This window comes from Nitrosarchaeum sp. (assembly GCF_025699065.1).
Taxonomy (GTDB): Archaea; Thermoproteota; Nitrososphaeria; order Nitrososphaerales; family Nitrosopumilaceae; genus Nitrosarchaeum.
In genome coordinates this window covers 1-18,493 of record NZ_JAILWF010000005.1, presented here as the reverse complement: position 1 = coordinate 18,493, position 18,493 = coordinate 1, and the positions used below count along the sequence as shown (strand labels likewise).

The 18,493-nt window shown below is 33.0% G+C and carries 21 protein-coding genes and 1 pseudogene; 15 read left to right on the top strand and 7 right to left on the bottom strand.

Going from position 1 to position 18,493, the window contains the following annotated elements; all coding sequences use genetic code 11:
• Nucleotides 1-4 precede the first annotated feature (4 nt).
• A complete protein-coding gene (uvrC, locus tag K5782_RS06565; RefSeq protein WP_297465095.1) occupies nucleotides 5-1,591 on the top strand; it encodes an excinuclease ABC subunit UvrC in 1,587 nt (528 codons plus the stop codon).
• Between the two features lie 21 nt (nucleotides 1,592-1,612).
• Here uvrC and K5782_RS06560 read toward each other — a convergent pair whose 3' ends face one another.
• The gene (locus K5782_RS06560) at nucleotides 1,613-2,227 is read right to left on the bottom strand and encodes a plastocyanin/azurin family copper-binding protein (protein ID WP_179365080.1); all 615 of its coding nucleotides are present in this window, start codon (nucleotides 2,225-2,227) and stop codon (nucleotides 1,613-1,615) included.
• Between the two features lie 317 nt (nucleotides 2,228-2,544).
• A complete protein-coding gene (locus K5782_RS06555; protein ID WP_297465093.1) occupies nucleotides 2,545-2,925 on the bottom strand; it encodes a hypothetical protein in 381 nt (126 codons plus the stop codon).
• A 76-nt stretch (nucleotides 2,926-3,001) separates the two neighbouring features.
• On the opposite strand from K5782_RS06555, the gene K5782_RS06550 reads away from it, so the two are divergent.
• Nucleotides 3,002-3,208 carry a hypothetical protein gene (locus K5782_RS06550; protein WP_007550914.1) on the top strand — a complete coding sequence of 69 codons (207 nt, stop codon included), beginning with the start codon at nucleotides 3,002-3,004 and terminating at the stop codon, nucleotides 3,206-3,208.
• A gap of 3 nt (nucleotides 3,209-3,211) precedes the next feature.
• Here K5782_RS06550 and K5782_RS06545 read toward each other — a convergent pair whose 3' ends face one another.
• Complete coding sequence (locus K5782_RS06545) at nucleotides 3,212-4,375, bottom strand: citrate synthase (RefSeq protein ID WP_007550913.1); 1,164 nt, start codon at nucleotides 4,373-4,375, stop codon at nucleotides 3,212-3,214.
• A 116-nt stretch (nucleotides 4,376-4,491) separates the two neighbouring features.
• Here K5782_RS06545 and K5782_RS06540 point away from each other — a divergent pair, with 116 nt between their 5' ends.
• Nucleotides 4,492-4,686: a hypothetical protein gene (locus K5782_RS06540; protein ID WP_007550911.1), complete on the top strand. Its 195-nt coding sequence runs from the start codon at nucleotides 4,492-4,494 to the stop codon at nucleotides 4,684-4,686.
• Between the two features lie 45 nt (nucleotides 4,687-4,731).
• On the top strand, nucleotides 4,732-5,784 hold the full coding sequence (locus K5782_RS06535; RefSeq protein WP_297465087.1) for a DHHA1 domain-containing protein: 1,053 nt from the start codon (nucleotides 4,732-4,734) through the stop codon (nucleotides 5,782-5,784).
• 21 nt (nucleotides 5,785-5,805) lie between these two features.
• Here the strand turns inward: K5782_RS06535 and K5782_RS06530 are convergent, their stop codons facing one another.
• Nucleotides 5,806-6,258 carry a RidA family protein gene (locus K5782_RS06530; protein ID WP_007550908.1) on the bottom strand — a complete coding sequence of 151 codons (453 nt, stop codon included), beginning with the start codon at nucleotides 6,256-6,258 and terminating at the stop codon, nucleotides 5,806-5,808.
• A 25-nt stretch (nucleotides 6,259-6,283) separates the two neighbouring features.
• Nucleotides 6,284-7,444 (bottom strand): helix-turn-helix domain-containing protein, encoded by a 1,161-nt coding sequence (locus K5782_RS06525; protein WP_297465083.1) that lies wholly within the window; start codon nucleotides 7,442-7,444, stop codon nucleotides 6,284-6,286.
• 160 nt (nucleotides 7,445-7,604) lie between these two features.
• Here K5782_RS06525 and K5782_RS06520 point away from each other — a divergent pair, with 160 nt between their 5' ends.
• The 5 genes from K5782_RS06520 (at nucleotide 7,605) to carB (ending at nucleotide 14,323) form a co-directional block, all read left to right on the top strand.
• Complete coding sequence (locus tag K5782_RS06520; RefSeq protein WP_297465081.1) at nucleotides 7,605-8,162, top strand: hypothetical protein; 558 nt, start codon at nucleotides 7,605-7,607, stop codon at nucleotides 8,160-8,162.
• Entirely contained in the window at nucleotides 8,150-8,644 is a 495-nt protein-coding gene (locus tag K5782_RS06515) for a hypothetical protein (RefSeq protein WP_297465078.1), read from the top strand. Before K5782_RS06520 ends, K5782_RS06515 begins: the two co-directional genes overlap by 13 nt.
• Entirely contained in the window at nucleotides 8,645-9,838 is a 1,194-nt protein-coding gene (locus K5782_RS06510) for an AAA family ATPase (RefSeq protein WP_297465076.1), read from the top strand.
• Between the two features lie 121 nt (nucleotides 9,839-9,959).
• Complete coding sequence (gene carA / locus K5782_RS06505; RefSeq protein WP_192805792.1) at nucleotides 9,960-11,072, top strand: glutamine-hydrolyzing carbamoyl-phosphate synthase small subunit; 1,113 nt, start codon at nucleotides 9,960-9,962, stop codon at nucleotides 11,070-11,072.
• 116 nt (nucleotides 11,073-11,188) lie between these two features.
• Nucleotides 11,189-14,323 (top strand): carbamoyl-phosphate synthase (glutamine-hydrolyzing) large subunit, encoded by a 3,135-nt coding sequence (carB, locus tag K5782_RS06500; protein WP_117439721.1) that lies wholly within the window; start codon nucleotides 11,189-11,191, stop codon nucleotides 14,321-14,323.
• Nucleotides 14,324-14,393: 70 nt separating this feature from the next.
• Here carB and K5782_RS06495 read toward each other — a convergent pair whose 3' ends face one another.
• Nucleotides 14,394-15,143: a metallophosphoesterase gene (locus tag K5782_RS06495; protein ID WP_297465074.1), complete on the bottom strand. Its 750-nt coding sequence runs from the start codon at nucleotides 15,141-15,143 to the stop codon at nucleotides 14,394-14,396.
• Between the two features lie 34 nt (nucleotides 15,144-15,177).
• On the opposite strand from K5782_RS06495, the gene K5782_RS06490 reads away from it, so the two are divergent.
• Entirely contained in the window at nucleotides 15,178-15,480 is a 303-nt protein-coding gene (locus K5782_RS06490; RefSeq protein WP_007550898.1) for a hypothetical protein, read from the top strand.
• A gap of 50 nt (nucleotides 15,481-15,530) precedes the next feature.
• On the top strand, nucleotides 15,531-15,782 hold the full coding sequence (locus K5782_RS06485; protein ID WP_297465072.1) for a hypothetical protein: 252 nt from the start codon (nucleotides 15,531-15,533) through the stop codon (nucleotides 15,780-15,782).
• A 2-nt stretch (nucleotides 15,783-15,784) separates the two neighbouring features.
• Here the strand turns inward: K5782_RS06485 and K5782_RS06480 are convergent, their stop codons facing one another.
• The gene (locus K5782_RS06480) at nucleotides 15,785-16,084 is read right to left on the bottom strand and encodes a hypothetical protein (RefSeq protein ID WP_048109860.1); all 300 of its coding nucleotides are present in this window, start codon (nucleotides 16,082-16,084) and stop codon (nucleotides 15,785-15,787) included.
• An 89-nt stretch (nucleotides 16,085-16,173) separates the two neighbouring features.
• On the opposite strand from K5782_RS06480, the gene K5782_RS06475 reads away from it, so the two are divergent.
• From K5782_RS06475 to K5782_RS09725, 4 genes and pseudogenes are all read left to right on the top strand, one after another.
• Nucleotides 16,174-16,467, top strand: coding sequence for a V-type ATP synthase subunit F (locus K5782_RS06475; protein WP_297465069.1), 294 nt, complete (start codon nucleotides 16,174-16,176; stop codon nucleotides 16,465-16,467).
• 37 nt (nucleotides 16,468-16,504) lie between these two features.
• Nucleotides 16,505-17,533, top strand: coding sequence for a zinc-dependent dehydrogenase (locus K5782_RS06470; protein ID WP_297465067.1), 1,029 nt, complete (start codon nucleotides 16,505-16,507; stop codon nucleotides 17,531-17,533).
• Nucleotides 17,534-17,579: 46 nt separating this feature from the next.
• A pseudogene (lsrF, locus tag K5782_RS06465) lies at nucleotides 17,580-18,296 on the top strand (3-hydroxy-5-phosphonooxypentane-2,4-dione thiolase); the annotation flags it as partial.
• Between the two features lie 10 nt (nucleotides 18,297-18,306).
• Nucleotides 18,307-18,493 (top strand): pentapeptide repeat-containing protein (locus K5782_RS09725; RefSeq protein WP_366069523.1); only part of this gene is annotated, 187 nt, incomplete at its 3' end.

Sequence of the window (18,493 nt, the reverse complement as noted above, 5' to 3'; positions counted from 1 at the left end):
AATAATGACTTTTGACATCTCAAAAATTCACATTCCTTCAAATCCTGGAATTTATTTGATGAAAGATTCTGATGAAAAAATTATCTATATTGGTAAAGCAAAGAATCTAAAAAATAGAGTAAAATCATATTTTCTAAAAAATCAGAATTATAAAACACAAAAATTAGTAGAACATATTTCTGATATTGAATTTGTATTAACTGATAATGAAAGTGAAGCATTTCTTTTAGAATCTAACATGATAAAAAAATACAGACCAAAATTTAACATTGAATTAAAAGATCAACAACGATATACTTACCTTAGAATTTCGGATGAAAAATACCCTCGATTGCTAGTTGCACGAAGAACTCGTAATGGAAAGTTTCTAGGCAGTGGTAAAATCTTTGGACCGTTTATGCACGGAAGCTCTAAACTGCTTACAATTGGTACTCTGCGAAAAGCATTTCAAATTAGAATCTGTAAACAATTACCAAAAAAAGTATGTCTTGAGTATCATCTTGGTAATTGTGAAGGCCCATGTGAATTTAAAGACGCTCAGGAAAAATATGCCGATCATGTATCTGCATTAGAAGAAGTTCTAAAAGGAAAAAATCAAACTCAGATCTTTACAGAGAAATTAAAAGAAGAGATGTCTCAGGCTGCTGCCTCCCAACAATTTGAACGTGCAAAGGATATTCGAGATACTTTGATTAGATTAGACAGTCTTCAAACAAAACAAAAAATGGAATATGTTGAAAATTCAGATGAAGAGTATTTTGGAATTGCTGATAAAGATCAAACTGTGACTGTGATGAATTTTAGAATGATAAACGGAGTAATGCGTGATAGTGACAAGTTCTTTTTTGATCTTGTTGGGGATAATGATTTTTCAAATTTTTTATTTCAATATTATACAGTACACAAAATTCCAAAATTTATCTACGTAAGTACTCTTCCTAAAAACAAAATACTCTTAGAATCTTTACTCTCAAAGCAAGCAGGTTTTTCAGTTAAAATAATTTATCCAAAACGTGGTAAAAAAAAGAATATTGTTGATTTAATTTTGAAAAATATTTCTTTAATTCATTCTAAAGGAAGTAATTTAGGTCTCATTGAATTAAAAGAAATTTTACATCTCTCTACCATGCCAAATATCATAGAATGCTTTGATATTTCAAATCATGGAGATGAATTTGCTGTTGGTTCAATGGCTAGATTTGTAAATGGGAAACCCGATAAATCTGGTTACAGAAAATTTAGAATTAAAACAGTTTCTGGAAGAGATGATTTTGCAATGATGAGTGAAGTAATCAAACGGCGATATCTTAGATTACTTGAAGAAAATTCACAGTTACCTGATTTGATATTAGTTGATGGTGGAAAGGGTCAACTAAACGCTGCATTAAAGTCATTGCAATCACTTGGATTGAATCTTGATTGTATTTCACTTGCTAAAGAAAATGAAGAAGTGTATATGCCAAATCAAAAAAATCCTACTATTATTTCAAAAGATAAACCCTCATTGAAAATTTTACAACATGCTAGAGATGAAACTCATAGATTTGGTGTTGCATATAATAGAACAATACGTAAAAATAAAATAAAATAAGAAAAAAGAAAATATTCTTGCTTAGTTAACTATAACTTTTCCAACCATCCATGGGTGTACCATGCAGAAGTAATCATAGGATCCTGCATTATCAAATGTATGTGAATATTTTGCTTTTCCCATGACTAGACTACTGTCAAATACTCCTGATGGGCCATCAGCTGGACTGCCACCTGTTACTGTGTGTGCAGCAGTATCTACATTGTCCCATTCTACAGTATCACCTACATTGATTGTAACTGATGCTGGAGTATAACACTCATTAGTTGTTTCACAACCTGGAGATGAAGTTCCAGCTGGAATTATTACGCTAACTGTTTTTGGTTCAGATGTTTCAACTGGTGGAGCTGGTTCAGTTTCAACTGGTTCAGTTTCAACTGGTGGAGCTGGTTCAGTTTCCATCTTTACCTCTTCTTTAAGCTCTGTAGTTTTTTCTGTTGTAGCCGCAGCGCTTTTCACCTTTTCTGCAATGCTTGCCATTGGATCAACTTGTGTTTTTGGTTCAGTATTTGCAATTACTGGGGCTTTAGCAACTGGAGCGATATCTTGCGCATATCCTGCATATGCGGCAAAACCTACACCTACAGCTACAATTGCAATAGAAAATGCAATTGCTGCTTTGTCTATGTTTGCCATAATTGATCACATGATTTTTTCAAGCTAAATAAATCTAATCTTTGTTTCTACGTTCATATTTTGAAATAATTGCAATATTTGAGTAGTATCTTATTTTTTAACTATTTTTAATTTATGTATGTCTGCGACTTTCTTCAAAAAATTACACAAATCTAAAACATACGTTGAAAATCTCATATGATCGCTTTAATTGATTTAAACTAAAGTCAATCATATTGAACAAGTATTTCTTTTATGATTTGATACATTTCATAAATTAATAATGCGATGGAGCTGTCACCAAGTAACTCCCGTTTTTGGTCTTAAGCACCTTTGCATTATGTTTTTTTAGCAGCTAAATTTTTCTCAGGTTCTACTAATTCATATTTAATTTTTAATTTTCTTTGCTCAATTAATTGTCTGATGAAAAAAGTTCTTTTTTCAATGAATTCATCATCACTTTTTTGATTTGAAATTAAATGCTCAAACACTGTTTTATCGTCAGTTGTTATTATTACCATATCCTCATTTTTAATGATAAATGTGCCAATTCCCCAAAATATTCCAATATGTAACCCGATGTATTTTGATTGTTGATTTGTTACTTTATCCAAGTAAATTTCTGCATGTTCTCTTTTTTGTTCTACAATTGAATTATCTGTTTGAATGACCCATGAAATTCTCTTTGAATTACCGTCAAAAAATAAAATATGCTCCAATTGTCAACCAAAAAGTGGTTTTTTGTCTATATATTTTGAATCCCGCCCTTATGATCAAAGATTCAAAGATTAACATATGTTAGAGTCACACACATTCTTTTCAAAAATGGTTGATGAACTCGTAGAATTTTCCGAATATGATCCTGAACTTGCTGATGGTATTCGTTGGCTAGATGATCAGGCGCAGAAAAAAGGTATCTCATTTTATGATATGGTTTTTGAAGTATTATACAAACACGATGTGAATTCTAAAGCAAAAGAATGGCTTAATACTAGAAATTAAAAACTATTTTCTCAAATCTAGAGATTTGTATTCACAACCCTCTGGTCCGCAATATTTTCCAACGTATACTGCTTTTGGTCTGTAAAGTGCAGGCTTTGGTGCAGCTTCTGCAAATTTTTCTTCAATGATATGTGCAGCCCATCCAACTACTCTTGATATTGCAAAAATTGGTGTATTGAGATCCATTGGTATCTTTAGCATATAGTAAAGAGATGCACTGTACAAATCCACATTTGGATAGATGTCTTTTCCTTTTTGTTTTTTCATTTCTTCAATTGTAGTTGTTTCTACTTTTTCTGTAATTGCATACCATGGGTCTCCCGTCTTTGCAGCAAGTTTTCTTGATAATTCTTTAAGAACCTGTGCTCTAGGATCATATGTTTTGTATACTGCATGACCCATGCCCATAATTCTTTCACCTTTACTCATTTTTTCTTTAATCCACGGAACAACATTATCTATTGTACCAATTTCTAAAAGCATCTTCATTACTTCTGTATTTGCACCTCCGTGAAGTTCTCCACTTAATGCACCGATTGCTGCACTTGTTGCTGAATACATATGCGCTCTAGTTGATGCAACTTGTCTTGCAACAAATGTAGATGCGTTAAACGTATGTTCTGCATGAAGAATTAAACAAGTATCGAAAATCTTTTCAATCTCGTCGTCTGGTTTTTCACCTGACATCATATACAAAAAATTTGCCGCATGATCTAAATTTGGATCAGGATCTACTATATCTAATCCGTCTCTTACTCTTTGCCAACTCGCAATTATAGTTGGTACTTTAGCAATTAGGTTGATTGCTCGGTCATAACTTGCTTCTTTAGTTGCAAATTCTTCATCATAATACCCAGCTAGTGCTGCCACAAATGCTTGTAGCATGTCCATAGGATCTGCATCTTTTCTCCAATTTCCCATGTTTATCTGCATTCTTTTTGTAATCCATCTGGCATCACTTAATTTGGATTTAAATTCTAACAATTGCTCTTTGGTTGGCAAAGCATCATGCAATAACAAATATGCTGTTTCTTCAAAACTTGATCTTTTTGTGAGTTCTAATATGTCATAGCCACGATAAATCAGCTTGCCTTTTTCTCCATCTATGTTTGAGATTCTGGTATCTGCAACCTCAATTCCACGTAAGCCTATGTTTTTTGTCTCCACATCTTTACTTTGTGAAATCTTTTATTATATTTATGCGAAAAACACGTCTATGAAATTTAGTAATTAGTCTAATCTGACAACTCTGGCTCATAAATGATTATTTTTTGATAAAAATTATGAACCCTTCAGAAAGAGAACTTTTAGAGAAACTCGATAATCTTGTTTTAACTGCATCTGGAGACGAATTGCTAAAAATTCAAGAGATTGACATTCAAACTCAACTAGATGGCGTATCATTTTATGATGCATTTGTAAATTCAACATCTTTAGCAAATCAAAGCATAAAACAAGAATCACGTGAATCTCAGTAGATTTCATTCTTGATTTAAATGAGGCATATAAGTAAATCGACAATAATGGTTTCATCAAAGACAAAGAAAACTGTAAAACCTACAAAGAAAAAAATAGTGAAAAAAACAAAACCTACTCAACAAAGAACTAAAGTAATCTGCATATCTCATAAAGAAGATGCAGACGGAATTAGTTCAGCAGCTTTGATTAGACAAGCATTTGGTGGTGATTCTGTTTTAGTTGATTATCCAGGTCAGATGGAAGCTATACAGAAAGTTTGTGCAGATGAAAAATTAAAGTCCCTATACATTTGTGATTTAGGCCTGAGCAAAAAGAATCAAGATGAGTTTGTTGAACTACTAAAAACTCTAAAAAAGAATCGTGTATCTGTAACCTATATTGATCATCATGATATTGATCCAGAAATTACAAAAGCTCTAAAAAAAATTAAAGTTAAAATGATTCATGACATCAACGAATGTACCACAGTTCAAGTCTACAATGCATTTAAATCAAAACTCTCTGATCATTCTCCATTCATTGCAGCATGTGCAGCTATTACCGATTATATGGAAGATAGGCCAATTGGTTCCAAATTACTTCAAATCTATGATAGACAATTTGCTTTAATCAACGCAACTGTTCTTACCTACAACATAGTGGGACATCAAAAAGATCCTGATTACTTGTTGTATTTAGTAGAGGAATTGGCAGAATCTAAATTCCCCCATGAAATTCCAAATACTTTTGAGTTTGCACAAATTCAAGTTGATAAATTAGCTCAGATAATTGCCAAAGTCAAAAAAGGAATGAAAACCATGAAAAATATTGGATATATGGAAATTATGGACTCTGGAGCAAGTGGTGCAGTTAATTTTGTTTTAGGATTATCTGGAAAAGATGTTGGAGTTGCATACAAAGAACGAATTGATCACGGCATCTATGCTGTTTCAGTTAGAGGTTCAAAATCTTGTAAAATTCATTTGGGTCAAATTGTTAATCTGCTTGCAACTGAACTTGGAGGCTCTGGTGGAGGACATGATAAAGCATGTGGCGCAGTAATTCCAAAACCCAAAATTAAAAAATTCCTTACAGAATTTAATAAAAAATTAAACTAAATTTCAAAATTTAATTATTTTTTATTTAATTTCTACTATTGCATCTATTTCTGTCATTGAGTTGAGTGGCAAGCTTGATACACCAACTGCAATTCTGGTGTGTTTTCCAACATCACCAAATATTTCATAAAGTAAATCTGATGCAGCATTGATTACTTTTGGATGTTGTGTGAATTCTGGTACTGAATTTACAAATCCGGATAGTCTTACAAATCTAGAAATTTTCTCTAGATCTCCTAGTTCTTTTTTTAATTGTGCTAGTATGTTTATTGCGCAAATTCTTGCTGATTTTTGTGCAGTTTCAATATTTTCATCTGACACTTTTCCTGTAAATGCTACTTTTCCATCTTGTAATGGAATTTGTCCTGAAACATATAACAAATTCCCAGTTTTTACTAGCGGGATATATGAACCAGCAGGGGTTGGCGGGACTGGAATGTTTATTCCAATTGATTTTATTTTTTCCTCTATCATGAATTATGGTTTAATTCAGATGATTTTAGTTTTTACTTATTTTTATGGTGACCTTTTCGCCTTTTGTTTGATTATTTTGATATATTGTTCTTGTTTTGAATCCTTGTTTTTGAAGACAACCGTCTAATACATATGCCCATGGTAAAGAATGCCCACTGTTTAATTTTGATTCAATTGTTATGTTTTTGGTATTTGCATCAAAATTTACATGTCCTGAACACATAATTTGTAATGCTGCATCAATAATTTCGATAATTTCATCTAATGACTTATTTTTTAAATGAATCCCATTTTTCTCAAGTAGTTTGAGCATATCTAAATCAGGTTTTTTTGAAATCATGATTGAATTTAGAATGTATGTCAATCCGTTTTCATTTATAATTCGAATAATTTTGTATACTTCCTGTGCTTCATTTTTTGTCATATCTGCAAGAGCATCTGTTTTAACTGAATTTCTCCAAATATCTGAAAAAATTCTATTTTGATTTGTTCCTAATACTTCAGTAGATGAAAATATTGCCCCTTTTCCATTTTCATCATCAATCATTAATACCTCTGTTTCATCAAATACAAAACAATTTTGTATAATATCTGATGATCTAATTTTTACTTCGTTTGGTATTGCTCTGTATGATTCTGAACCAATTTGAGTTGACGGTAACAATAATTTTACTTCTAAATTTCTACGCAGCACTGAAAGTAATTGTTCTTTACATTCTGCAAGTAACCCCAAACCCCACTGATCAACCATGATGTTGATGGAAGATTTTGATCCATCAACCATCATTTTTAATTGTTCAAGTACGTTGTTTGCGCTAATATGGACATATCTTTTTTCTTCTGATCCTCTTGATTTTCTGCTTTCCTCACTTGCCTTTTTTAAATTTGAAATCAAAGCATTCATTGCATTCACTTTGTTAATTTGTTCATGAATTACTGAATCAAAAGCGTCTTCAGGTGCAGTTGCTGTACACATAATTGGTTTGCTTTTTGAGATAATAACTAATTTTTTGCTTTCTAGCTTTAATAGAGTTGGATATATCTTGGTTCTTGGAAGATCTGAATAATATGCAAGCTCGCTTGCGGATATCGTGCCTTTTGATATAAGGGCAACATATGCCTGAGCCTCGTATTTGCTTAGTCCAAATTCTTCAAGACTTACAGTTAATGCTTGCTCATTTACCATAATTCTCATTTACATCTGATTAGGTAATATTGAAAGCTAAATTCCTTTACACAAATACTCAAAAAAAATTCAAAATTGTAACTCTTTGGTGGTGTTACTGCGGTTACTGGTAAAATTGTGACACCGTCCTGAAATATCAAATCTATGTTGAAAATATGGCATGATGGTTAATCCTAATCTAGTTAGAAACGAAAGTTCTAGCGTATCCCAAACTGTTACTATTGTTCCTAGATTGGAATATTCTAATTATTTGCTGTGTGATATAATGGATACTTTAAAAAGAAAAAAGGCAGAGATAAAAAAATCAAACCGAGTATATCTAGAACTAGATAATGATGACCATACATGTGTTAGAGCACTTGATTTTGAAAGAACCATTTCATTTTCTTTAGAAATTCTCTCTAAAATACACAAGAAAATTAACTCTATCTCTGGTATTACCAGTATTCCTAAACTTTTACCTTTAATCCCTATGATGCGAACTGTCAGCGCTCAGCTTTATACTTTATTTCCTATTTGCAGTAAAAATCTCTCAGAGTTATCAGTCCATTTAGGTAGTATTATTTTAGATTCTGCAATTCTTACTGAGGCTAGATTTGATTTTAGCCAGTCAAATACTGAATCATCTTTGATCCTAAATGAAGTAAAATTGATGGTAGACTCTAAAATAAATAAGCAGTATCCTAATCTTGATTTTTCTAAAGTATGCAATACTTGAATTTTCTTAACCCTAAAACTGATTTACCAAAAGATATCTCTAATATTCAATCAATATCTGCAAAAATTGAAAAAAAACTCTCTGCATCTGGCGTTCAAATTGATAAATTAACTTTGGAGGAATTACAGGATATAAATAAAATTGTTGGATTGGCTAACTTTATGCTTTGTAAATATGAAGATAAAAAAGAAACGCGTTTAATTTTACAGCATTTTGTTTCGATAATAGGTGACTCTGCCCAGTCCATGGAAAGCGTTGATGATGATATCTCTGAATTAATTTTATCCGCTGAAGATTCTATTAACAAAGTCAAAAATATGCACTCAAAAATTTCAGAAAAATCTGATCTTGAAAAATCATATCTTGATGAATCTGATGTTGAATCAAAAAATGGTTCATTTAATTTAACCAATTTTACTACACCAATTAACACCTCCAAATACCAAGAAAAATCTCAAGGGGATACTGTACAAGTGATATAGATGAGTTTAGCACCACAAGAATTAGAAAATAATGCAAGCAAGTATGCTTCTGAGGCAATCAAGTTTGACTCCCAAGGAGCACGAGGCATGGCTATTACTCATTACCAACATGCAATCGATGCGCTTGTAAAACTAATACAACTTTATCCTACTAGCAAACTTAATCCAATTTACAAAGATAGATGTAATTCATACCATAACAGAATAACCGCACTTCAAGAATCACGCGGTGTCGAGCCTGCAGTTGACCCTAACGCTTCTCCTAAAGAACAACAAGCTTCTGTACAAAGACAAACTGATGAAAATGACTTTGAAGATCTTGTAATGAAAGAAAAGCCTAATGTTACTTGGAGTGAAGTTATTGGGCTGGATGATGCAAAGAATGCTTTACGTGAATCCATTGTTTATCCAACAAAAAGACCAGACCTATTTCCTTTAGGCTGGCCAAAAGGAATGCTACTTTATGGTCCACCTGGAACTGGAAAGACTATGTTAGCTGCTGCAACTGCTAATGAAATGGACGGTTACTTCATTAATGTTGATGCAGCATCTATGATGAGTAAATGGTTAGGAGAAGCTGAAAAGAATGTTTCAAAATTATTTGTAATGGCAAGAAAATATGCAGAAAAAGAAGGTAAACCTGTTATTCTTTTTGTAGATGAAGTTGATTCTCTTTTAGGTTCTAGAAATAGTGAAGTCGGTGGAGAAGTAAGAACCAAAAATCAATTCTTAACTGAGATGGATGGTGTTAATGGAAAAGGTAAAGATTTGATGTTATATGTTATCGGTGCTACAAACAAACCATGGAGTCTTGACTGGCCATTTCTTAGAAGATTCCAAAAAAGAATTTATGTTTCACTTCCAACTCAAGCTGCAAGAGAAAGTCTATTTCAACAATATACAGCTCCACTAAAAAATGCTGTTAGAGTTAATGTGGCAGAACTCTCAAAACTTTTTGATGGTTACAGTGCAAGTGATATCAAAGATGTATGTCAGGCAGCACAAATCAAGGCAGTTCATGAAATATTCAATTCTCCTGATTATCATGAGCCAGTAGAAGGTGAAGATCCAATACAACCACGTGAACTCACAACTGCTGACTTTAAGGCAATAATGGAAAGAAGAAAACCAAGTGTTTCACTTGAGATGGTACGTGCATACCACAAGTGGAGTGAAGAATTCCGCGCCCTTTAAGATCTATTTTATTTTTTTAGCGATCAACCTTCAAAAAACTTAAATCCAGAATCAAAAGTACTCGTCGAGGGTCACAATTACTACAAAGAAATCAGTCCACGCAAACAAGTTTGGGAAGCTAATTTTTGATGATGGCACGGTTTTAGATGGTAAAGGATTTGGTTATTCTACGACTGTTTTTGGTGAAATTGTCTTTAATACTGGAATGGTAGGCTATACTGAGACTCTAACTGATCCATCCTACAGTGGTCAGATTCTTACTCTTACTTACCCACTTGTAGGAAATTATGGTGTTCCTGATCCATCACTTACCGATAAAGATGGAATTTCAACATTCTTTGAATCTAATAAAATCCAAATACGTGGCTTAGTTGTACATGAACTTTCTTTATCTGCTAGCCATTGGAATATGTCTATGACTTTAGATGAGTGGATGTATAATGAAAAAATTCCTGGAATTTCAGGAATTGATACTAGAGCAGTAACAAAAAATCTTCGTCAAGGTGGAGTGAAAATGGCAGCATTGGTAGTCTCTGATACTGAAATTAATGTAGAAGAAGTCAAAAAACAACTTGCAAATGCAACTCATTATAATTCTGAACAATTCATGGATGTAGTATCTACAAAACAAGAAGTAGTTTATGGTTCTGAAGAAAAATCTGTTGTTGTAATTGATACTGGTACAAAAAATGCTATACTAAGAAACATCCGTGAATTGGGATACAAAGTAATAAGATTGCCTTGGAATACCTCTTTTGAAAAAATAATGTCATATCATCCTAATGGTGTTGTAATTAGCAATGGTCCTGGTGATCCTCAAAATTGTCCAGATACTATTGAAACTGCAAAAAAATTAATTGAAAAAAATATTCCTACTCTTGGAATCTGTTTAGGTGCACAAATTATTGGTCTTGCAGGCAACACGCAAACTTACAAATTAAAATATGGTCATAGAGGACAAAACAAACCGTGTGTTAATTTGGAAAATAATCAAGTCTATGTTACAAGTCAGAATCATGGTTATGGGATAACTCCTGAATCATTGAAAACATCTGAATTTACTTTATGGTTTACAAACGCAGACGATAAAACAGTCGAAGGAATCAAACACAAAAAACAAAATTGTATTGCAGTTCAGTTTCATCCTGAAGCTGCACCTGGACCTTATGATTGTAAATTCGTCTTTGAAGAGCTCAAGAACCTTATGGAGGAAGGCAAATCTGCCAAAAAATGAGTCGATAAAAAAAATTCTTGTACTTGGTAGTGGGGCAATAAAAATCGGAGAAGCCGGCGAGAGTCGCTAAAAACGACCGTCAATTTGACTACTCCGGAAGCCAATGCCTCAAAGCAATACATGAAGATGGACTGCAAAGTATTCTAATCAATCCAAACATTGCAACAATCCAAACAGATACTAGATTTGCAAATAATGTGTATCTGTTACCTGTTAATACTGAATATGTAGAATCTGTTATCGAAAAGGAAAGACCAGATGGAATTATGCTGGCATATGGTGGTCAAACTGCTCTAAATTGTGGTATTAATCTTGCAGAGGCAGGTATACTGCAAAAGTATGGCGTGAAAGTATTAGGTACACAAATTCCTGGAATTCAAAGAACTGAGGATCGTCAGCTCTTCAAAGACTCTATGACCCAATGTAATGTTCCAGTTCTAAAAAGTAGAACTGTTACTAATTTTAAAGATGCAAAGGAAATAGCTCAGGAACTAGGTTATCCTGTAATTATTCGAGTAGCATATACACTTGGAGGTAAGGGTGGTGGAGTAGCTTACAATGAAATTGAATTACATGAAATTGTAGAGCGTGGATTACGTGCAAGTCTTGTGGGACAAGTTCTAGTTGAAGAATACATTGGACATTGGAAGCAAATAGAGTATGAAGTAATGCAAGATTGGGATGGAAATAATGTTATTGTGTGTAATATGGAAAATGTTCTTTCTATGAAAGTTCACACCGGTGATAATATTGTCGTTGCACCTTCTCAGACAATTAATAATCACGAATATCATATGCTACGAACAGCAGCATTACGTGCTACAAAACATGTTGGAATTGTAGGAGAATGTAATATTCAATATGCATTAGATTCTGATTCTGACCGATATGTTGCAATTGAAATTAATCCAAGATTGTCTCGTTCTTCTGCACTTGCAAGCAAAGCAACTGGATATCCATTAGCATACATGTCTGCCAAAATTGGATTGGGATATACTCTCCCTGAATTAGTTAATAGAATCACTAAATCCACTACTGCTTGTTTTGAACCATCGTTAGATTATGTTGTGTGTAAACATCCTAGATGGGATTTTGGTAAATTTGATCTTGTAAAACGAAAACTTGGTCCTACAATGAAATCAGTTGGTGAAGTTATGGCAGTGGGAAGAAGCTTTGAGGAATCATTACAAAAAGCAATACGTATGCTTGACATTGGAAATGATGGACTTGTTTTAAACAGAGCAAACATGAAAACATTTGATGAAGAGCAAATAGAAGATAAACTATCTCATCCTGATGATTTGATTTTGTATTATGTTGCAGCTGCCCTCAAAATTGGAATTTCAGTTGAAAGAATTTACAAATTATCTTCAATTGATCCATGGTTTATTGAAAAGATCAAAAACATCGTAGATGTAGAATCTAAATTAAAACAAGAAGAACTTTCAACTCCTTTACTTTGGGAGTCAAAAAAATTGGGATTCTCTGATAAGCAAATTGCTCGTGCTAAAGATAAATCTCCTGAAGAAGTACGTGAAATACGCAAAAAAGCAGGGGTTTTGCCCTCTGTAAAGCAAATTGATACGCTTGCAGCTGAATGGCCAGCGGTCACAAATTACCTATATCTGACATATGGTGGAAATCAAAATGATATTACCGTTAATCCTGATGAAAAAGGAGTAATTGTATTGGGTGCTGGACCATATCGTATTGGCAGTAGTGTAGAATTTGATTGGGGCACAGTAAACATGGTTTGGGGTTTGCAAGAAAATGGAGAAAAAAATGTTTCAGTAGTAAATTGTAATCCTGAAACCGTTTCAACTGATTATGATATTTGCAGTAGATTGTATTTTGAAGAATTGACTTTGGAGAGAATTTTAGATATTGCTGAATTTGAAAACCCAAAAGGAATTATCACATGTGTTGGAGGCCAAACTGCAAATAATCTTACATTGGGCCTTGCAAAACTAGGTGTTAACATTATGGGTACTAGTGCAAATGATGTTGATAGAGCAGAAGACCGTTCTAAATTTAGTGCTGAATTAGATAAATTACACATTCAACAACCTCGATGGCAGGCATTTTCAAATGTTGTAGAAGCCAAAAACTTTGCAAATGATGTAGGATTCCCCGTAATTGTTAGACCTTCCTATGTGTTGTCTGGAGCTGCAATGAAAGTTGTCTGGTCTCAAGATGAACTAAAAAAATATGTTAAGGAAGCAACTGATGTATCTCCTGATCATCCTGTAGTGATTTCCAAATTCATGTTAAATTCACTTGAAGTTGATGTTGATGGAATTAGTAATGGCACTGATGTAATAATTGGAGCAATAGTTGAACACATTGAAAGCGCAGGCGTTCACTCTGGTGATGCTATGATGTGTATTCCTCCATGGCGATTAAACAATAAAACTATTGATACCATAACTGAATATTCTATAAAGATCGCAAAAACATTTAATGTTAAGGGGCCATTTAATTTACAATTTTTAATCCACGATGATCATGTCTATGTAATTGAATTAAACATAAGAGCATCACGTTCTATGCCGTTTGTATCTAAACTTGTTAAGACAAATCTAATTATGCTTGCGGCAAAGGCAATCTTAGGTAAGCCACTACCTAAAATGCCTGAAAATAAATGGCAAAAAATCCATAACTTTGGAATCAAGGTACCACAGTTCTCATTTATGCAATTAGAGGGAGCAGATATTACATTAGGTGTAGAAATGCAATCAACTGGTGAAGTTGCATGCTTTGGTACGAGTTTTTACGATGCATTAGCAAAAGGACTTACTTCTGCAGGGTATACTCTTCCTAAAACAGGTACTGCGTTGGTAACCGTTGGTGGCTCTCAAAACAAAGAAAAATTACTACAACCTATTGCGCGATTAAAGGGTCTTGGATTTAAAATCGTAGCAACAGAACACACTGCAGAATTTTTTGAAGAAAAAATAGGTGATATTGAAGTTGTACATAAAATATCAGAGCCTACAAGAAAACCAAACATTGCGGATTTACTCTATGATAGAAAGATCGATTTCATCATAAATATACCAAGTACGTCAACACTTGAAAAATATGTTGGAATGCTCGAAGATGAATATCAAATTAGACGAAAATCTTTGGAGTTAGGGATTCCTGTTCTTACTACAATTGAACTTGCTGATTCTTTTGTAAAGACTCTGGAATGGCTTAAAGATAATAAAACAACCAGAGATCCAATAGAACCATATGATAAAATTGATTAATCTTAAGAAATAAATTTTATAATTTTATTTTGAATTTCATTTATGTTGAAATATTTTCTTGATCTATATTTCATAACACTTGATCAATCATTGATTCATCCCCAATAATTGTTCCATCTAACGTAATTATTTTAGCAGTTGATACATGTTTGATTCTTTCTATTATAGGTGAAATGGATTTTTTATATTTTTTTTTATGTGTTGCATAAAAATATCTATTAAATGATGGAATTATCGTAATCTCTATGTCCCCCGATTTGTTTGGAAAAATATTTTGTTTTTCTGTTTTCATTGTCACCCAGACTCTTTGTCCATTTAATAATGAATCCTCTTGAAAAAATACTGGATGTACATGACCCATTATAATTTTGTCAACATGAGAAAAATTCTCTGAAGGCATTGTATGTCCGTGTGTAAGTAAAATGTTTTCTTCTACCATTCCAGTAGCACTGATCATTGAAATGTTTTCAGGAATGAGTCTCTGAATATTTGCATCATGATTTCCAGGAATTAATGTTATGTGACATTTTTCTTGGATTTTTTTAAAAAATAATGGAACATCATCCCATTCGCTCTTTGAAATATTTTTAATACTTGATTTTACATCCCCTAGTAAAATCAGAGAATCTGGCTTTTCTAATTCAATTACATCTAATAATTCTGATATTGTTTCATTGATAGAAGAATTCTTTCCAATAAAAATTTCATTTGATGCAAATATGCTTTCAAAACCAATATGAATATCTGTTATTATGAGGTTCTTTTTTTCTCCTTCTAAAACCATTATTGGTTTTAATGACATTATTCTAGTTTTGGGCATCAAAGATATACGATGGACTTTGGATTAAATTCTTGTGAACAAAGATTCTGAGAGAATTAAATCTGTTGTTTCTGAAAATCGAGTTAAATTACATCTCTTTGAACCAAGTCAAAGAAAGATCTGGACAGTAGTAGGAAAAAGCAAGGAACATTGGTTAGATCCTGATGCCGAGTATTGTTCATGCAATGGGTATTATTTTGGACGATTAAATGAAAAAACAACTTGCTATCATTTGGAATCTGTGTATTTAGCACAACGAGAAAACAAAATTGAAAAAATTATCTTTTCTGATGATGAGTATAGTGTTTTTCTTTCAGGATTGATTTCTGATTTATAATAATACTGAATTAGAACTTGTTAATAACCAGGAAAAAATACCAAATAATTATGGATGAGAATCAATACAATTCATTAATTGAAAAAATTGCAACAATGATGGAATCTGATGGAATTTCTGTTGATGAACAAAATGTTCAGAAACTTCAAAAATACAAAGACGATGTAAAATCAAATTCAAATCTAGATGAAGATGATTCATTAAAATTGGTTTACGAATCACTACTTTATTTAAAATTAAAAAATTCTGATTCTGGTGATCCACTTCAAAAAGGCGATGAGTTTGGGGCTGGATTTTCTTAAATTTATCCTAGTGAAACAGTATCGATATCATCTTTAGAAACCCCTTTCCATAACCCTATCATTCCTTCTGGTTTTACTTGTTCAACTTTGGTTATATGTTGAATTTTTATATGATCTGGTGTAGGTGGCATCCAAAGCATAGCCATGTAATCCCCAACATTTCCAACTTTGTTTGGTACTGCCATTATGATTTTCTCCTTCGAAAATCCTTTTGAGACTAGGGCTGTGATTGCTTTTTCTTGTAGATCCATTCGTCCGTGTGTGAATAGATAGACGTTTTTTTGATTGTCGATTTCTACCATATTTTCTTTGAAGTCTTATGCTAAATCAATCTTTCCTGATCCACTACCTGCCAAAAAGGGTTAAATTAGAATAAACAAAATTTTGTACTGTGAAGATATTTACTGTTGGAAGCAAATCCTTTGTTACGAGCTTTCAGTTAGCTGGTGTACCTGGAATTATATCCGATTCTCCTAAAAAGACATTAGACGAAATCAAAAAATTAACTGATGATTCTGACGTTGGATTAGTATTGGTAAGTGATGACATGACTGAATCTATCAGTGATGAACTAACCGAACTTCGCGCAGAAAAATCTACTCTGGTATTTGCGTTACCTTCAGCAGGAAGTGAAAAATCTGAAGTTGATTATAGATTAATGCTCAAAAAGATACTCGGTGTGTAATTTAATCTACTTATATTCAATATTCTGAAGTTTTGATATGAAAACTGCATTTGTTAAGGAACCATCTGTTATTTCAATCAACGAAACAGACCATCCGCTTTTGAGTTCTGGTGATATTTTGGTTCAAATGCATGCATGTGGGATTTGTGGGTCTGATCTGGAAAAAGTATTTGGGGAATATGGACAACCATCAATGCGACTAGGTCATGAACCTGCAGGAATTGTGCTGGACGTTGGTCCTAATGTTACTACATTTAAAAAAGGAGATAGAGTATTTACTCATCATCATGTACCATGTTACTCTTGTCACTTATGTAATCATGGTAATGAAACAATGTGTCCAAAATATTATGAAACAAATCTGTCTCCATGTGGTTTATCTGAAGAGTATGTTGTACCACAATGGAATGTAGAACACGGCGGTGTACTAAATATTCCTGATTCTATGAGTTTTGAAGAAGCTGCAATGATTGAACCATTAGCATGTTGTGTTAGGGCATGGACAAAATACTCTTATCGTGAAGGAGACTCTGTTGCTATTTTTGGCGTTGGACCTACTGGAATGATGCACGTAATGCTTGCTAAATCTAAAAAATTCTCAAAGATTTTCTGCTTTGATGTTAATGAATTTCGATTGAAATTTGCAAAAAAATTTAACATTACTGATTCAATCCACTCTCTTGACGAAAAACGAAAAGAAAAAATTTTAGATCATACTGAAGGACGTGGTGTAGATGTTGCAATTGTAGCAACTAGTAGTCTAAAAGCATTAGACGATGCAATAGACATGGTACGAAAAGGTGGTGCTGTTATGATGTTTGGTGTTCCTTCTAAAGACGCTAAAATCCTTTTAGATATGAATAAAATTTATTCTAAAGAAATTACTCTGGTAACAAGTTATGCTGCATCTGATAATGATACTAAGGAAGCTCTAAAACTGATAGAATCATCTAAAATAGATGTGAAACAATTGATTACTCATACATATACAATTTCAGAGTCTCAAAAAGCATTTGATCATGCTAAAAGTGGAGATAATGCAATGAAAATAATTATCACAAAATAAGAAAGGCTTAAGAAAGGTATTTTTATTCTTTCAAAAACGAAGATACATGGATTGGGGATTAAAAAATAGAATTTCACAAATAATTAAACCACAAAATAATCGCGCGTTAATGTTAGCAGTTGATCATGGATACTTTTTAGGTCCAACTGAAAAATTAGAAAACCCAAAAAAAGTAATTGCACCACTACTGAAATACTGTGATTCATTAATGCTTACACGTGGTGTACAACGAACTTCAGTTCCAACCTCTACTAATGTACCAATGGTTTTACGTGTCTCTGGAGGTTCTAGTATTATTGGTGAAGACTTGTCAAAAGAAGAGATCACTGTTAGTATCAAAGATGCTATCCGACTAAATGCTAGTGCCCTTGCAATGTCTATCTTTGTTGGCTCAAAATATGAACATCAAACAATTGTAAATCTTGGAAAATTAGTTAATGAAGCTGAAGAATACGGAATTCCTGTGCTTGCAGTTACTGCAGTAGGTAAAGAACTTGGTAAAGATGCTAGGTATCTTTCATTGGCATGTAGAATTGCTGCAGAACAAGGCGCTCATATTGTTAAAACATACTATTGTGAAAATTTTGAAAAAGTGGTTCAATCTTGTCCAGTCCCAATAATCGTTGCAGGTGGAAAAAAGATTCCTGAAAGAGATGCTTTACAATTAACTTACAATGCAATCAAAGGTGGTGCAGTAGGTGTTGATATGGGCCGAAATATCTGGCAATCTGATAATCCAGTAGCAATGATTAGAGCAGTCAGATCTATTGTACATGGAAATTCAAATGTTGATCAAGCCTACAAATTATATCAATCACTTCGAAATGAAAGATCTAATCAAAACAAACCTAATCAAAACAAACCTAATCAAAACAAACCTAATCAAAACAAACCTAATCAAAACAAACCTAATCAAAACAAACCTAATCAAAACAAACCTAATCAAAACAAACCTAATCA

Bases quoted from the DNA above. Each gene is read 5' to 3' on its own strand.
- K5782_RS06485 (WP_297465072.1), top strand. From the start codon at position 15,531: ATGGATGAGAATCAATACAATTCATTAATTGAAAAAATTGCAACAATG.
- K5782_RS06560 (WP_179365080.1), bottom strand. From the start codon at position 2,227: ATGGCAAACATAGACAAAGCAGCAATTGCATTTTCTATTGCAATTGTA.
- K5782_RS06525 (WP_297465083.1), bottom strand. From the start codon at position 7,444: ATGGTAAATGAGCAAGCATTAACTGTAAGTCTTGAAGAATTTGGACTA.
- K5782_RS06515 (WP_297465078.1), top strand. From the start codon at position 8,150: ATGCAATACTTGAATTTTCTTAACCCTAAAACTGATTTACCAAAAGAT.
- K5782_RS06550 (WP_007550914.1), top strand. From the start codon at position 3,002: ATGTTAGAGTCACACACATTCTTTTCAAAAATGGTTGATGAACTCGTA.
- K5782_RS06535 (WP_297465087.1), top strand. From the start codon at position 4,732: ATGGTTTCATCAAAGACAAAGAAAACTGTAAAACCTACAAAGAAAAAA.
- K5782_RS06510 (WP_297465076.1), top strand. From the start codon at position 8,645: ATGAGTTTAGCACCACAAGAATTAGAAAATAATGCAAGCAAGTATGCT.
- K5782_RS06520 (WP_297465081.1), top strand. From the start codon at position 7,605: ATGATGGTTAATCCTAATCTAGTTAGAAACGAAAGTTCTAGCGTATCC.
- K5782_RS06470 (WP_297465067.1), top strand. From the start codon at position 16,505: ATGAAAACTGCATTTGTTAAGGAACCATCTGTTATTTCAATCAACGAA.
- K5782_RS06495 (WP_297465074.1), bottom strand. From the start codon at position 15,143: ATGCCCAAAACTAGAATAATGTCATTAAAACCAATAATGGTTTTAGAA.
- K5782_RS06530 (WP_007550908.1), bottom strand. From the start codon at position 6,258: ATGATAGAGGAAAAAATAAAATCAATTGGAATAAACATTCCAGTCCCG.
- K5782_RS06480 (WP_048109860.1), bottom strand. From the start codon at position 16,084: ATGGTAGAAATCGACAATCAAAAAAACGTCTATCTATTCACACACGGA.
- uvrC (WP_297465095.1), top strand. From the start codon at position 5: ATGACTTTTGACATCTCAAAAATTCACATTCCTTCAAATCCTGGAATT.
- K5782_RS06540 (WP_007550911.1), top strand. From the start codon at position 4,492: ATGAACCCTTCAGAAAGAGAACTTTTAGAGAAACTCGATAATCTTGTT.